Origin of the sequence: Thermococcus sp. SY098 (genome assembly GCF_035621495.1) — an archaeon.
Classification (GTDB): domain Archaea; phylum Methanobacteriota_B; class Thermococci; order Thermococcales; family Thermococcaceae; genus Thermococcus_B.
Genome location: NZ_CP141821.1, coordinates 1,401,935 through 1,417,525, shown reverse-complemented (window position 1 = coordinate 1,417,525; position 15,591 = coordinate 1,401,935). Strand labels below are relative to the sequence as shown.

Annotated in this window: 16 protein-coding genes; 9 read left to right on the top strand and 7 right to left on the bottom strand. The window is 40.6% G+C overall.

Annotated features, from left to right (window positions below; translation table 11 throughout):
- Positions 1–106: 106 nt before the first annotated feature.
- Entirely contained in the window at positions 107–1,378 is a 1,272-nt protein-coding gene (locus VFC49_RS07860) for a flippase (RefSeq protein WP_324735082.1), read from the top strand.
- On the opposite strand, the gene VFC49_RS07855 is transcribed toward VFC49_RS07860, so the two are convergent.
- The 4 genes from VFC49_RS07855 to VFC49_RS07840 form a co-directional block, all read right to left on the bottom strand.
- On the bottom strand, positions 1,288–2,178 hold the full coding sequence (locus VFC49_RS07855) for a class I SAM-dependent methyltransferase (protein WP_324735081.1): 891 nt from the start codon (positions 2,176–2,178) through the stop codon (positions 1,288–1,290). The genes VFC49_RS07860 and VFC49_RS07855 overlap by 91 nt on opposite strands.
- The gene (locus VFC49_RS07850) at positions 2,175–3,320 is read right to left on the bottom strand and encodes a glycosyltransferase (protein ID WP_324735080.1); all 1,146 of its coding nucleotides are present in this window, start codon (positions 3,318–3,320) and stop codon (positions 2,175–2,177) included. Before VFC49_RS07850 ends, VFC49_RS07855 begins: the two co-directional genes overlap by 4 nt.
- A 316-nt stretch (positions 3,321–3,636) precedes the next feature.
- Positions 3,637–4,806, bottom strand: coding sequence for a glycosyltransferase (locus VFC49_RS07845; protein ID WP_324735079.1), 1,170 nt, complete (start codon positions 4,804–4,806; stop codon positions 3,637–3,639).
- Positions 4,784–5,758, bottom strand: a complete 975-nt coding sequence (locus VFC49_RS07840; RefSeq protein ID WP_324735078.1) for a glycosyltransferase family 2 protein — start codon at positions 5,756–5,758, stop codon at positions 4,784–4,786. Before VFC49_RS07840 ends, VFC49_RS07845 begins: the two co-directional genes overlap by 23 nt.
- A 57-nt stretch (positions 5,759–5,815) precedes the next feature.
- Here VFC49_RS07840 and VFC49_RS07835 point away from each other — a divergent pair, with 57 nt between their 5' ends.
- From VFC49_RS07835 to VFC49_RS07810, 6 genes are all read left to right on the top strand, one after another.
- On the top strand, positions 5,816–6,421 hold the full coding sequence (locus VFC49_RS07835) for an acyltransferase (RefSeq protein ID WP_420719628.1): 606 nt from the start codon (positions 5,816–5,818) through the stop codon (positions 6,419–6,421).
- A gap of 10 nt (positions 6,422–6,431) precedes the next feature.
- Positions 6,432–7,535, top strand: coding sequence for a DegT/DnrJ/EryC1/StrS family aminotransferase (locus tag VFC49_RS07830; protein ID WP_324735076.1), 1,104 nt, complete (start codon positions 6,432–6,434; stop codon positions 7,533–7,535).
- Positions 7,536–7,558: 23 nt separating this feature from the next.
- Positions 7,559–8,506 (top strand): UDP-N-acetylglucosamine 3-dehydrogenase, encoded by a 948-nt coding sequence (locus VFC49_RS07825; protein ID WP_324735075.1) that lies wholly within the window; start codon positions 7,559–7,561, stop codon positions 8,504–8,506.
- 1 nt (position 8,507) lies between these two features.
- Positions 8,508–9,854 carry a nucleotide sugar dehydrogenase gene (locus VFC49_RS07820; RefSeq protein WP_324735074.1) on the top strand — a complete coding sequence of 449 codons (1,347 nt, stop codon included), beginning with the start codon at positions 8,508–8,510 and terminating at the stop codon, positions 9,852–9,854.
- 164 nt (positions 9,855–10,018) lie between these two features.
- Positions 10,019–11,146: a site-2 protease family protein gene (locus VFC49_RS07815; protein WP_324735073.1), complete on the top strand. Its 1,128-nt coding sequence runs from the start codon at positions 10,019–10,021 to the stop codon at positions 11,144–11,146.
- Between the two features lie 4 nt (positions 11,147–11,150).
- A complete protein-coding gene (locus VFC49_RS07810) occupies positions 11,151–11,684 on the top strand; it encodes a TIGR00725 family protein (RefSeq protein WP_324735072.1) in 534 nt (177 codons plus the stop codon).
- Here VFC49_RS07810 and VFC49_RS07805 read toward each other — a convergent pair.
- Positions 11,681–12,415, bottom strand: a complete 735-nt coding sequence (locus VFC49_RS07805) for a hypothetical protein (protein ID WP_324735071.1) — start codon at positions 12,413–12,415, stop codon at positions 11,681–11,683. The genes VFC49_RS07810 and VFC49_RS07805 overlap by 4 nt on opposite strands.
- A gap of 137 nt (positions 12,416–12,552) precedes the next feature.
- Between VFC49_RS07805 and VFC49_RS07800 the strand changes: the two genes are divergently transcribed.
- Complete coding sequence (locus VFC49_RS07800) at positions 12,553–13,518, top strand: TIGR00269 family protein (protein ID WP_324735070.1); 966 nt, start codon at positions 12,553–12,555, stop codon at positions 13,516–13,518.
- Between the two features lie 50 nt (positions 13,519–13,568).
- Here VFC49_RS07800 and VFC49_RS07795 read toward each other — a convergent pair whose 3' ends face one another.
- Both VFC49_RS07795 and VFC49_RS07790 read right to left on the bottom strand, forming a co-directional pair.
- Positions 13,569–14,588, bottom strand: a complete 1,020-nt coding sequence (locus VFC49_RS07795) for a radical SAM protein (protein ID WP_324735069.1) — start codon at positions 14,586–14,588, stop codon at positions 13,569–13,571.
- Between the two features lie 14 nt (positions 14,589–14,602).
- Positions 14,603–14,869, bottom strand: a complete 267-nt coding sequence (locus VFC49_RS07790; RefSeq protein WP_324735068.1) for a hypothetical protein — start codon at positions 14,867–14,869, stop codon at positions 14,603–14,605.
- A gap of 119 nt (positions 14,870–14,988) precedes the next feature.
- On the opposite strand from VFC49_RS07790, the gene VFC49_RS07785 reads away from it, so the two are divergent.
- Positions 14,989–15,591 carry a hypothetical protein gene (locus VFC49_RS07785; RefSeq protein ID WP_324735067.1) on the top strand — a complete coding sequence of 201 codons (603 nt, stop codon included), beginning with the start codon at positions 14,989–14,991 and terminating at the stop codon, positions 15,589–15,591.

The following is a 15,591-nucleotide window of genomic DNA, read 5'->3' as shown; positions in this document are numbered from 1 at the left end:
CCGCTTCGTAGAAATCAGACGAATATTTGTAAATCCAAAAGGATTATGGAGGAGCTCTTAAAAAGTTAAATTTTTATACTTTTTTCCTGCTTTTATTGTGGGGCATATGACAGAGAGCTTAAAGTTAAGGTTAATAAAAAATGCAGGATGGCTTTTTGGAGCGGAAATAATCTCCAAGTTATTGGCTTATGGTGTGGTGGTCTTAATAAGCCGAACCCTTGGACCTGAGGGATTGGGGCAGTACTCGTTTATATTCTACTACGTCGGTCTCTTGGGGGTATTCTCCGATTTGGGTGTCGGGTATTACTTCATGCGCGAGGTCGCGAGGGACAGGGAAAAACTCGATGAGTTGCTCCCCGATGTCCTCGGCTTCAAGATACTTCTGGCAGTTATCAATTTCCTGGTAATCATTGGACTCACACTTTTCCTGCCAAAGCCGGGGTGGATGAAAATTCTCATAGTCCTAGCGGGAGCAGAGGCGATGCTGACGTGGGTCTCCCTGATTTTTGTTAGACTTATGTATGCACACGAAGTCACAAAGTATGAAGCAATTGCGAGAACCTTCGAGAGGTTCTGGGCGTTTTTTGTTGGTGGGGTTGTTCTTTATGTATATTCTTCATTGACTCCTTTCATTATCACTCTCCTTGGGGGATACATCATCAGAGAGTTGCTGAGAATAAAGTGGGGACTGAAATTCGTTGATAGGATCTCGATAAGATTCAAGCCACCCTCATGGGGTGAACTACTTAAAAAATCCTATCCGTTCTGGCTCATCGGTCTTTTTACGCTGATCTATTACCGCACAGACATGGTCATGCTGAGCCTGTTGAAGGGAGACTACGAGACTGGAATATACCGAGCAGCGTACATGTGGATTCAAGTTGCCATGCTGGTTCCAAACGTGGTCATACCCACCACATTGCCATCTATGGCGCGGCTGTGGAAGGAGGACAAGAGAACCTTGAAAACACTCTTCAGAAAAAGTTTCCAGATGCTGAGCCTTGCAGGGGTTGTCGGAATCGTTGGGTACTATCTGCTAGCAGAGTACGGGATACTGTTAGTATTCGGAGAGAAGTTCACTCCCAGCATATCTGTTCTTAAGATTCTTGCATTCGCACTGCCGTTTATGTTTCTTAATTCGCTTTTTGGGAGCTTTTTAAACGCTACGGGGCGAGAGTTGGCGTTCACAAAGATAACAGGACTCACTGCACTTCTTAACGTTGCTCTCAATTATATTCTAATACTCAATTATGGAGCAAGTGGTGCTGCAGTGGCAACGGTGGTGAGTCAGGGAGTAGCAGGATTACTGTCCACCATCTTTTTTTTGGTAATTACAAATACTAAAGCAGACTTTTCAGGCATCGAGTTTAGACTGTAGATACTGAGTTTTCGTAGCAAATATTCCTTATGTCGCATCTTCTTTAATATTGACAAATAAAGTTCTCTGGGTTCAAATATCCCACGTAATATTTTTCTAAGAATTTTTTTGTGCCAAGTTAGAGATACCTTTGTACTATCCATTCTGGCAATAAGACCAAATTTCCAGAACAAATAAATCATCAATCTAGAATGGAGACCTGATCCATAAACCTTGACTATTTCGAAATACTTCTCAAGGGCAGACACAAATTCATTAACCGTCACTTCATTAATATGATCTTTAGTAAACGCAAAGGAGTCATATACAAGCTTATTTGGAGTTGAAATAAAGAGATATCCGTTATTACTTAGAAGCATATTAAGATTTCTGAGAAGAATCTCAGATTTATCTCTGGGAATGTGCTCAAAAACTTCAAAACATGTTATTACATCAAATTTTCCATATTCGCTGATGATCTGAGAGACTTCATTTGTATCTAAAATATTAACGGCTTTAAAATCAATATTCCTCCGACTTGATTTCAAACGTTTTTCAGCAACAGAGAGTGCGGATCTGTTAATATCTACCCCCACAATATCGCAATTCTTGCACAATTCAGATAGAATATAAACCCCATATCCATAAGAGCTTCCAACATCCAGCAATTTAACTTTAGTGTCTTTATAATTAGAAATAGAGTTTATGTAATCAGCTACAGCTGAATAGAATACAACACTCGGGAGAACATATTCAAGAACAACTACATCCCCAAACTTTTGCTCTAACGTCTTAAAAAGTTCATGTCCCCCAAAAGTCATTCTTTATCACCTCCAGATCCATCCGAAGTCAGTGAGCCATATATTCTCAAGAGTTTTTGTTCTTCTAAACTCCAATTATAGACTTTTCCAATAGAATAAGCCCGCCTACCAAACTTGACAACAAACTTGGGAGTCTCATAGAGATATATTAGAGCATTTTGTATATCTATCACATCACAATCAACACTGAGGCCTATTTTGTACTCTTCCACGAATTTTCCACTTAACGTACCCTTGCCCGCTAAAGACGCCCTACCAGTTGCAATAGCTTCAAATAATTTATTTGGCATACCAATTTTATACAGTGGATTTTTACAATCAAACACATAATATACAACAATCGAATCTCTGGTTAGTGGGATAACCTGAGATTTAGGTATATGTCCAAAATACCTCAAACCACAGTCTTTTGCTTTTTCAAAGAGCATCTTATACTTTGGATCCTCCGGCCCTGCAATAATGGCAATTGTAGGATATTTAACTTTACATAACACAATGGCTAATTCTTTTATGCACCTAAATTTATTAAACCCACCTATATATACAACAGTTAAAGGTTTTGTTCTAGGACGCTTCCATTGTTCTATAGGTTTAGCATTCAGTATTATTTTAACATCCCCCATATATCTAAGAAAATATCGCTTATACCCTTTACCGACAGTTATGAGAACATCAACATGTCTTAACATCTTCCTTTCTCTCCATATCACTTCCCACAAAAATTCTGGGAGTTTATTAGTGAAGATCATATAATTCCAGACCTCATGAGAATCATAAATCAAAAAAATCCCCTCAAATTTCTGTTTCAGTTTAACCCCAACAGGCAAATCTGGCCAGTCATGAACGTGAACAATTTGAAATTTCCAAGTTCTGTAGAGTTCAACTGCTTTTTTATATGCCAAAGCCTGCCAAATAGGAACTTTTAGTATCTCAAAAGGAATTAGCTCGTCCAGAATTTTGGGGATTCTTATTCGAATGACTTCTACACCATTAATAATCTCATGGAGGGGATATTTTTTCTTTTTGTCCCAAGCTATAACTTTAACTTCATATCCATGTTTAACCAAACTTTCTGCCTCAGCGGTCACGCGGGGATCGTGAGTATAATGATTATTGAGAACCATTAATACTTTAGTGTCCATACATTTTCGCCCCCAATTTATATTCTCGCTATTTTTTATTTATTACTCTGTGTTTTCAAATCTTATGAGTATAGCTCTTCCTTGGATTAAATTCGGGAATGGTTTTAAGTATCTTTTCTTTGTACTTCCTCAATGGAAGGAAACCTCGAAAAGAATACTCTCACATTATCATAACTCATAATCCTGCAGCGTTCTATTAACCCCCATAGGCTGGGGCGAGATAACATAAACTTCCTTAAAATACTCCTTCAGGTATCCCACCTGCTCCTTAACGAATATTCCACCATAATGGGAGTTGTCTTTATTTGGGTATGAATTAGTTAGTATCAGGAGATTGCGCATAAATTATCACCATCTTTCTCTCTTCGTTCTTCCAGTTCCATTTTTTGGCAATCTTAGCCGGATTGAATTTAAGCTTTCTACTTCTAATTAAATCTAGAGCCTGTTTCAAGTAATCGGATTTTAATTTTTTAATGGCGACCCCACATCTATATTCTTCCACAAAATCTTCCATTAGAGTATTTGCGTTTACTATACTTGGTATCCCCATCACGGCAGCTTCAAAAACTTTTATTGCAATAGCCCTTTCTATGTTCTCCCTTGGAGGATACCACGCAAAAATAACATCACAGAGCTTGTAATAATTTGGAATTAACCTATAATCAACATTCCCTATAAATTCAATATCTAGCTCCGAGTATTTCTCCCGTACAAGCATTTTTAAATCTCCCGTATTCTTGCCTTCTCCAACAAAGAGAATCTTATATATGTGGGATTTATCTTTCACAGCCTCAAATAGTGGGATGAAGTTTGATATCGTTCTTTGACCTCCAATGAATCCAATTGTGAATTTTTTTGATTTTTTTAGCACCAGCTTTGAGTAATTTAAAAAAATATCAGCATCAGGAACGTTCCATATTGTTATGGTTTTTTCTGGAAAAATTCCGTGTTTGATATAATACTCTCGCACCCCCTTATATTTCCCCCCAATAGATTGAGTGGCAACTATCAGAACGTCAGGATGCTTTGCTATGAGAAGGTCAAGCTTTCTAATAATTTCTCCGATAATGTTCCTTCTTCCTTCCATGGAGAAGAAGGTAAAATAAAGATCATGCACATCATAAACCCACATAGTTTTCTTGAGCTTTTTAAAAATAAAGCCCAGCACAGCAGTATCAAAATCATGGGTGTGGATTGCATCTGGCTTTAACTTTAAAATAATCTTGAACGCATTGAGGTAAAAGAGGGGGAGCTTTACAGCCATTAGCGGGCCGTATTCGGCTTTGGGACCAACCCGGATAACTTTAAACCCCTCAACTTTTTCCTCTTTAGGATACTTGCCCTCCCTGTCCCATGCAATAACATAAACATCATGTCCGTACTTAGCCAGACTTTTTGCTTCCTTATACACCCTGGGATCTGGCTTGAAGGGATTTGTTACAACCATTACTATCCTCATTCCATCACCTGAAGACTTTCTTTCCAAACAACAGCCCGGCCATAAAACCGAAGCTTATCAGATTATGGAACACGAACATAATCGGAGGTAACACGAGCGCATCTGAGTTCTTTGTTTTTAGTGCAAGTCTGATGCCCTCTCCGGCCATGAGTATCCAATATCCCGCAAATGGCCAGAGTAAGGCTTTCACGAAGGGGAGGGCAAATTCAAACCCCAAAAAACCTATGGGGAAAAGCCACAGGGGGGAGAAATAGCCCTTTCTTATCGCCATGCTCTTGACGGCACCGTAGTTAAAACTCTGTTTTAAAAATCCTCTCCAGCTGGAACGGGCAAAGTAATAGCTTTTAATTTCTGGATTGAAGAATAGTTTGTAACCTTGCTTATTTATCCTCAGGTTGAACTCGAAGTCATTTCCGGTTAACATGTCCTCATCAAAGCCACCTATTTCAGCGGCAATTTTTTTATCATACAGGGCAAAGGCAACAGTTTTAGCGAAATGTTTCTCTTCTTCATACCAGAAAGTGCTCGCCCCGCTCAAGGGTGAAGAGTAAATTAATGCCACCAATTTTGCGAGACGATTCTCATAAAGTTTTACTATCTTCCCCCCAACGCCCGCAAGCTTTGGCTCCTTCTTCTTAATCTCCAGAAACGTTTCAACACTCTTTTTCAAAAAATCCCTTTCGGGATAGGCATGTGCACCAAAGATTATAAAATACTCCCCTTTCGCCTCTCGTATTCCAATGTTAAAAGCAAACACCTGCTTTCGCTTTGGATTCACTTTGTAAAACACCAGCCCCGGATATTTTTTCTCGAATTCTTTGATAATCTCTGCTGTTCTGTCAGTGCTTATGCCGTCGTAAACCAAAATCTCGTATTTATCCTTTGGATAATCCTGATTAACCCACGCCTCTAGGCACTTTCTGATATAACGCTCTTCGTTGTATGCGGGAATTATAACAGTAACGAAGGGAAATTCCATTATTTCACCCGATACATTTTTATGACTAATTATTGCTTAATAAATTTGGTGTTCAAAGTGTCTCAAAAGTATTTCGTTCATCCGACGGCTGTGGTTGAAGAGGGGGCTGAAATTGGTGAAGGGACGAGGATTTGGCATTTTGCGCATGTAAGAAAGGGTGCCAAAATTGGAAAGAACTGCAACATTGGAAAAGACGTTTATATTGACGTTGGAGTTGAAATAGGAAACAACGTAAAAATCCAGAATGGAGTGAGCGTTTATCGTGGAGTGAAAGTTGAGGACGATGTCTTCCTCGGCCCACACATGACCTTCACAAACGACCTTTACCCAAGAGCCTTCAACGAGGATTGGGAGCTTGTACCAACTTTAGTTAAAAAAGGCGCCTCAATAGGAGCCCACGCGACAATAGTTTGTGGAGTAACAATTGGCGAATACGCAATGGTCGGTGCCGGAGCTGTTGTCACCAAAGACGTTCCACCCTTCGGATTAGTTTACGGCAACCCCGCAAGATTAAAGGGTTTCGTCTGCTACTGCGGGAGAAAATTAAAAGAGAAAATTGACGAGGATGAACACCACATAATCTTCAAATGCTCCCACTGTGGAAAAAAAGTCAAAATAAGAAAAGAAGATTATGAACGATACTTGAAAGAAAAAGACTTGTGAGGCGGTTAAAATGAGACAAATCCCAATTGCCAAGCCCTTAATCGGAGATGAGGAGATAAACGCTGTTGTTGAAGTTTTAAAAAGCGGAATGTTAGCCTATGGAGATATTGTAAAAGCCTTTGAAAAAGAATTCGCCGAATATTTGGGTGCAAAATATGGAGTGGCAACCTGTAATGGGACAACAGCCCTCGACGTGGCACTGAAAGCCCTAAAAATTAAAGAAGGAGATGAGGTTATCACGACACCCTTTACTTTCATTGCCTCTGCCAACTCAATACTCTTCCAGGGAGCAAAGCCCGTTTTTGCTGACATTGATCCAAAAACATTCAACCTCGACCCTAATGACGTTTTGGAGAAAATTAACAATAAGACGAGAGCAATTCTCGTGGTTCACCTCTATGGGCAGCCGGCTGACATGAAGGCATTCAAAGAGATTGCCGAGGATTACAAGCTTTACCTCATTGAGGATTGTGCACAAGCTCACGGTGCTGAGTTCGAAGGTCAAAAGGTTGGCACTTTTGGTGACATTGCAGCCTTCAGCTTCTACCCAACAAAAAACATGACTACAGGAGAAGGCGGGATGATTGTCACCAACGATGACGAAATAGCGAGAAGAGCTAAGCTTTTGATAAACCATGGGCAAACAAAGAAGTACTATCATGAAGAACTCGGCTATAATTTGAGGATGACCAATATTGCTGCGGCAATTGGTAGGGCTCAGCTCAAAAAGCTCGACGAGTGGAATGCTAAAAGAATTGAGAATGCAAAACTTCTAACTGAGGGAATAAGCAAGATTAAGGGGTTAACTCCACCATACGTTGATCTCAGAGTTAAGCATGTATTCCACCAGTACGTTATCAAAGTTGAAGATGACTTTCCACTAAATAGGGACGAATTTGCCCAAAAACTCAGAGAAAGAGGAATCGGAACTGGAGTTCACTATCCAATGCCTGTTCATTGGCAACCTTTGTATCAAAAGCTCGGCTACCCAAAGGACTGCTGTCCAAATGCAATTGAGGCATCAAGGAGAGTACTGAGTCTGCCAGTACACCCAGCCGTAAGCAGGGAAGATATCGCTTATATAATTCAAACCCTCAAAGAACTTTCCTCTTAATTTCACTTTTAAGGTGAGCAAAAATGATTCGCGTTGGCGTTGTAGGTGTCGGAATGATGGGTCAGCATCACGCAAGAGTTTATTCAGAATTAGCAAAAGAAGGAAAAGTCGAACTCGTTGGAATTGCTGACATAAACTTTGAACGGGCAAAAGAGATAGCGAGACGCTTTAACACGACACCCTATCCAGATTATAAGGAGCTCGCCAAAGAGAGGCTTGATGCTGTGAGCATAGTTGTACCAACAAGTCTTCATCGACAAGTTGCATTAGAGTTTATAAATAGGAGTATTAATGTTTTAGTGGAGAAACCAATCGCAGATAGCATAGAAAATGCTGAGGCTATAATACAAGCTGCTGAAGAGAATGACATAATTCTAATGGTCGGTCATATTGAAAGGTTTAACCCAGCCGTTCTAAAACTCAAAGAGCTTATAGAGAGAGGCGAGCTTGGTAAGCTCGTAACGATAAGTGCAAAACGTGTTGGGCCTATGGCTGCAAGGATAAGAGACGTTGGAATCATAATTGATCTTGGCGTCCATGACATAGACGTGATAAGCTACCTCTTTGGAGAGCCTGTAAGGACCGTCTATGCGAGAGCTGGAAATGTTGTTCATCCTGCTGGCGTTGAAGATCACGCTTTGATAACCCTTGGCTTTGAGGATGGTAGTGGAATAGTGGAGACTAACTGGCTTACCCCTCACAAAACAAGAACCCTAACTGTAGTTGGGACTGGCGGAATAGCTTACATGGACTACATAGAACAGAGACTTAAGCTCTTTAATGATGAATGGGTTAAAGATGCCAAAATAAACAAGAGAGAGCCCCTTAGAAACGAGCTAGAGCATTTCATAGAATGTGTGGAGGAGAAAAAAACACCTCTCATTGATGGCTATGCGGGACTTCATGCCTTAAAAGTTGCACTTCTAGCTCAGAAAAGCGCTAGGACTGGTAAAGTCATGGAGGTTGAGTGAAATGAAGCTTCTTGGCTTGGAGAGAGAGGATATTAAGCGGGTTTTTAAAGAGGGCAAAGTTACAATAGCTGTTTATGGTCTCGGGAAGATGGGTCTTCCCCTAGCGGCTGTTTTTGCTGATCATGGTGCTAATGTGATTGGCGTTGATATTAACGAGAAAGTTGTTGAAATGGTAAATATGGGAGAGAATCACGTTAAGGAAGAACCAGGGTTATCCGAATTAGTCAAGAAGAACGTTGAAGAGGAACGATTAAAAGCTACAACTGACGGTGTTTGGGCGGCAAAACAAGCGGATGTGATGATTATTATCGTCCCCACCCTTGCAGACGAAAGAGGCAATCTAAATCTTGATTTTGTTTATGATGTTGCTCACAAAATTGCAAAAGGCTTGGAAAAGGGAGACATTGTTATTACAGAAGCAACAATGCCTCCCGGAACTACAGAAAGCTTAACCCCAATTTTAGAAGAAAGCGGTCTTAAGCTTGGCGAGTTTGGCCTTGCTCACGCTCCCGAGCGAACAATGAGCGGAACTGCAATCAGAGACATTACCGGCCAGTATCCTAAAATAGTAGGGGCAAGTGACGAGAAAACCTTGGAAGCAGTTATCGGCATATATGAGACAATAAACAAGAAGGGAGTCATCCCAATGAGTTCTATAAAAGCAGCTGAGGCTGTAAAAGTCTTTGAAGGCATTTACAGGGACGTTAACATTGCCTTGGCTAATGAATTAGCTTTGTGGTGTGAAGAGCATGGCTTAGACGCTCTGGAAATCTTTAACGCTGCAAATACCCAGCCCTACTGCCACTTACACATTCCCGGCGCTGGGGTTGGTGGGCATTGCATTCCAATATACCCATGGTTCGTCATCAACTTAGCCAAAAAGACGAATCCACGCTTGATTAAGACTGCCAGAGAGATCAATGATTCAATGCCTCATCACATGGTTGAGTTGACTATTAAAGGCTTAAATGAGGTTGGAAAGGCCTTGAAAGGAAGCAATATCCTCGTTTTAGGCCTAACTTTCAGAGGAGGAGTTAAAGAATTCACGAAAAGCCCAGCAATTCCAATAATCAAAGAACTCAAAGAATGGGGGGCCAAAGTTTACGCTTACGATCCATTATGCACTCCAGAAGATGCAAAGCGTTTTGGAGCAGAATGGAAAGAAGACTTCAAAGACATAGACGCAATAATCATAGTAACCGACCATAAAGAATTCAAAAACTTAGATTTAGACAAAATAGCAAAGGATATGAACAACAAGATAATAATAGATGGGAGGAATATTTTAGATGCAAAAAAAGCCGAAAAAAATGGATTCATTTATTATCGTGTTGGACGAGTAATATAGATTATCTCTGTACCTATTTTTCCTACATAACCTTCAAAGAGATATTGGGAATAAACAACATCAAAAGCACAAAAAGAGGAAAATTACACAGAAATTAGAAAATTCTTAATTAAAATTAAACTTTATAAAGGGAACAGAGGAGTGTGGTTAGAGAGGTGTTAAAAATGAATCTTTGGACAGTCCTTATTATCATCCTTGCATTCTGGGGAACCATCTATGTTCTCTTTGGAAGAAAAGAAGAAGAGGAGGAAGGCTTAGCGGTTGATATGTTTGTGATAATGTGGCGTACAAAAAAGCTTCTTGGATTTATAGATAAGATTGCTCTGAAATACAAGCGTTTCTGGAAAGCTTATGGAACAATTGGAATTATCGTAGGATTTGGAGGAATGGCGTTCGTCTTCTACATGTTAATAAAATCCGCCCTTATTGCGATAAAAGCTAAAGCCCAAGTCGCTGGAGTTCAGCTCGTAATTCCCGGTGTCACAATACCACTGTGGTATGGTTTGATTGGTCTAATTGTTGTAATGGTTGTCCATGAGCTGAGTCATGGGGTTGTTGCGAGAGCCGAAGATTTGCCCTTAAAATCTGTTGGACTTGTCCTGTTCTTTGTAATCCCCGGTGCTTTTGTTGAGCCTGATGAGGAGGAACTAAAAAAGGTACCCCTTGTCAAAAGACTAAGAGTTTATGCCGCTGGTTCAATGGCCAACATTGTCACCGCTCTGCTTGCTCTTATGCTCCTTAATTATGCCTTAGCCCCAGTTCTTCAGCCTGCAGGTGTTGAGATAGTAAAATTTGATCCGAAAGGCCCAGCCATAAACTATCTCCACGAAGGGGACATAATAATTGGAATAGACGAACATCAAATAAAGACCATTGAAGATTTCTTAAACTTCATGAACACAACAAAGCCCGGACAGGTTATAGCAATAGAAGTCTTACGAAATAATAAAAAGATTACTGTCAAAGTACCTCTTGGAGAAAACCCAAACAACCCTGAGAAAGGATATCTGGGGGTTTATCCCTCTCAGTACGTGGTGTCAACATTGGGACACGAAAACGTCATTCTCCCATTAGCATTTGCTCTGTATTGGATTTACATCCTAAACCTCGGAATCGGTCTGATGAACCTCTTCCCATTAATACCTCTTGATGGCGGCAGAATGCTCGATGAAACACTAAAAGAGTACCTCCCAGAGAAAATTGCAAAGCCAATAAGCTTTGCTTTCATTGGCATTGGAGTTTTGCTGCTCGCAATAAACCTAATTCCCGCCATAAGGAACTTAATAGGGTGATCCTATGATTCAAATAGCAATAGCGGGCTCAAGTGATGAGAAACCACTGGAAAAGGCAGAGAGAAAGGCGAGAGAATTTGCAAGAGAGCTTGGGAAGTACAAAGATGAGGTAGTCTTATTAACTGGAGGCAGAGGCGGAATTATGAAAATCGTCAGTGAGGAATTCAGGAAAGCCGGAAGGATTGTAGTTGGAATACTTCCAGAGAGGCAAGAAGGCAATGAGTTCAACACAATAAGGATAAAAACTGGAATGGACTTTGCAGAGAGGAGTGCCATAATGATAAACTCTGCAGATGTTTTGGTGGTGTTGGGAGGAGGTATCGGCACAATGGTAGAAGCATTAATGGCATATGACTACGGCACTCCACTTATCATCGTTACAGATACCGGATACTCAAGTGACAGGCTTGAATTATTAGCCAAAGATGGCTACTTCGACCATAAAAGAATTGTAAAAGTTCACTTTGTAGACAATCCAAGAGATGCCGTAAAATTGGCATTGAAACTCAAAAAAACTGAAAGATTAGCTGAAGTTTAAAGTATTAACACTTCACCCTTCTTCAGTCTAAATTTATACGTTTTGGGTTCAAATTCTGGGAGAGGGGATTTCCTAACGACCATTTTCTCCTCGTTTCCCTCTTCCAGAGAGTAGAACTCAATTATGTACTGGCTGTAAAGTGCAAGCCAAGAAATGAACCTTCTTGATACTCTGTCTTTGTTCACCAAGAATACGTTTAGGGGTCTTTTTCTGCTTTCTTTAATTCTTGCAGTTTCTTTTATTGCAGCGTTTTTCTGGAGTATTCTTATGTACTGTTCTTCTCCCAGCAGAAAGGCAAGGCCATCCATTGTAACGGCAAGACCGATAGGTCTCCTGTCTTTAATAACATTGGTGAGCATTTTCCGGTAGAGAGCTATGAATTTTGGAAGGAAGGTAGAAGTGTCCATATTGGTGTAATAAACAAACGGTTCGGTATACTGTATTCCATTGAAGGAAGCAAATATATCTATTATACCCAAATTCCCAGTACGTGCAGTTTCATAGATGTCAAAATTTGCGATCTTAAACTCCATTGAGAGAGAAGATAATGGAAGAACGGAGTTTATTATTACGCCAAAGTCACCCCTATCTATCCTATTCTGTAAAATCTTGACGCCCAATGACCATCCCATAGAATAAGTGTCATAGATTATCAGCATGACGCTATCTTCAAGCAGGCCCCCACCAATTGCCTCATCAAGTTTTTCTATTCCCGTTTTAAGGAGCTCCACACCTATCCCCCGTGTATAGAAAAGTTTTTCATTAATAAAAAAGTTTTCGATAATGAGCTTCTATGCTCACAATAAGCCATCTCTGCCCAACCTAAATCCTTTTAAAACGAAGCTTCTTCTGAAAGTTAGGTGAGGTCATGAAGTGCTCGAAGTGTGGGAGAGAAGCTGTTTATCACGCTCGTTACGAAGGCAAATACTACTGCCACAAACACTTCAACGAAATGGTTGAGAAAAAAGTAAAGCAGACTGTGAGGAAGTATAGAATGATTAAGCGCGGCGAGAGGATAGCCGTTGGAGTGAGTGGTGGAAAAGATAGTGTTGTTCTCCTGCATCTTTTAGCCAAGCTTAGGAAGAAGTTTCCTTTTGAAATTGTGGCCATAACAATAGACGAGGGAATTGAAGGTTACAGACCGCCAAGCGTTGAGATAGCAAAGAGAAATGCAGAGCTTTTGGGAATAGAACACCATGTCTATTCCTTCAAGGAATACATCGGCTTCACCCTTGATGAAACAGTTCAAATAATGGGGAGCTTTGAGAAGGGAGAGAGGGTTGGTGCTTGCTCTTATTGTGGGGTATGGAGGAGATGGTTGCTCAACTACGCGGCCCAAGATGTTCAAGCAGATAAATTAGCTATTGGATTAAACTTAGATGATGAGGCACAAGTATTCTTGATGAACATAATGCGCGGAGACATTGCGAGATTGGGGAGAACTGGGCCGTATTATGAAGTTATTCACGAAGATTTAGTCCCGAGAATTAAGCCCCTAAGAGAGGTTCCAGAAAAGGAAATTGTTCTCTACGCTGTTTTAAATAACATTGAGGTTGATTTCAGCGAATGTCCATATGCCGTTGAGGCATTCAGAGCCGAAATAAGAGACTGGCTGAATGAGATGGAGGAGAGACATCCGGGAACGAAATATCAAATTTTAAGGAGCTATGATAAACTCTTTCCAATTTTGGCAAAACACTATGCGAAGAGAGAGCTGAACCGCTGCAAGATTTGCGGACAGCCGACGACTGGAGAGATATGCAAGGCATGTCAGTTCAAACTGCAGGTGCAGAAGAAGGCTAAAGAGCTTGGCTTAACATTTAAAGTGGAATAAAGCCGATGAGGAGAGAGCTGTTAGCTGAGCTGTGATGAGAGGCAAAACATTCAAAAGATTATGTTGGCTTTTCCATAAATCGGAATCTTCTCTCCACATCTTGGACATCTATTGTCTTTTGTCAGATTCCATTCAACAACTCTATAACCAAATCGAACGATGAGCTTTTTACCGCATTTTGGACAATAAGTTGTCTCATGCTCTATCGAACCAATGTTGCCAAGGTAAACGTAGTTTATGTTGTACTCTTTCTGAGCAATTCCTTTGAGGGCTAAAAGCGTTCTAACAGAAGTTGACTTTTCCCTCCAGTAGTTCATTGGATAATAGCGGTTTATGTGGAGAGGAACATTCTCTCCAAGCATTTCGGAGTGCATCTTAAAGATCCAACTGTAGCATTCTTTAAAATCGTTAGCATTTGTAACAACAAGGTAAACCATCTCAACGTGGACATTCAAATCCAAGGCCTTCTTTGCATTTCTGAACACTTTCTTGTGATCAACTGTTGTAAGAACCTTTATCCCCGGACAGCCCTTGATGTCAATGCTGAAGCCGGAGACACCGCTTTCGATTAGTCTTTCCAAAGCTTTAATAGTGAAATAGCCATTCGTGACAAGGCAACCATAAAGGCCTCTCTTTTTTCCAAGTTCAAAGACATCCAGAAGGTAGGTGTAAAGCGTTGCAGGTTCGTTAAAGCTTGCACATAAGCCCTCATCTCCAGCTTTCAAGGCTAAATCCACAAGTTCTTTTGGAGAAATTATCCTTAATTCCCGAGGAGGCTCAGAGAAGCTCAGATGGTAGTTTTGACACCAAGGGCAGTAAAAGTTACAGCCAAAACCAGAAAAAGTCAAAGCCGTGCTGTTCGGATAGTAATGGAAGAAAGGCTTTATTTCAATTGGCCTGCTCTCGACTGCACTTAATTTTCCGTAACCGATGTGGATCAATTTACCATTCAAGTTAGCATAGTTTTTGCACACCCCACTCTTTCCTTCAGCAATTATGCACTGCCTCTCACAAACAAGGCATCTAATTTTGTTGCCTTCTTTTTGATAAAGTTCTTCAATTTTCATCATTTTAATCTAGACCCTCAAGAGCTTAAGTTTTTTGATAAAAACAGTTTGTCAATCAGCATAGCAGTTCCCAATACTAATGAAAAGAGAGCTACCCCAAGTGGTATAAATTCCTCTTTCAAAAAGATTTTTGAGACAGTCCAAAATAGAGTTAGACTCACCCCTACGCTAAACATCACAACTTCAAATCCTTCAGCATTTCCAATAAGCTTCTCAATAAGCTTTCTAACTCCAGTTCCAATGCCAAAAGCTAAGATCACTGCTAATAAAAGCTCGACATCCACACTTTCACCATTCTACAACTCTGAAAGAGGTTTAGATAAGATTTTTCGTTTTCTTCTGAATTTCAGAAAGTCTTATTGGGTTAAATATCCCAAAGTTGTATTTAATATTGGTGGGACCCATGGAAGAAATTGAGGAGCTCAAAGATATGTTGGGAAAAGTTGAAGGAAAACTGATAGCCGCTGCAAAGATGTACGCAGCAATGAATTTTTCATTCTGGCTTTTCATAATGGCAGGATTTTATGTTCTTCTGGAACTCGTGAATTTTAAGGGAATTGGCTTAACCCTGTACTGGATGGCAGCAATAGCGATTGGGATACCCTTTACCATTAAATTGTGGGGCAGGGTAGAAAGGCTTCAGAAAATCCAGCAAACCAGGAAAAAAAGAAAGATAGTGGGTGCTATGATAGCAGTTCCCTGGATCGTTGGTAGCATTATTGGATGGATGATGATACCATCAACGCAGATAGCCCTCAATGCTGAGGCAAGGCTGGCAGTCGGCTTTTTAAGCTTTATAGGCATATCAATCGGCGGAATGTGGCTCGTTGTTGGAAGAGAATTTGAGATGGTGCCAGCGTTTCTGATACCTCTCTGCTCCATGCCGATAGTGTGGAACATGGAGAAGGGTGCCATGACCTGGGCCGGATTTGTGGTGACAGCCGGCTACTCAATCACAGTTTTCTGGTACCTGTATTCAGCGTTTAAAGCAATAGAACGGTGGTAA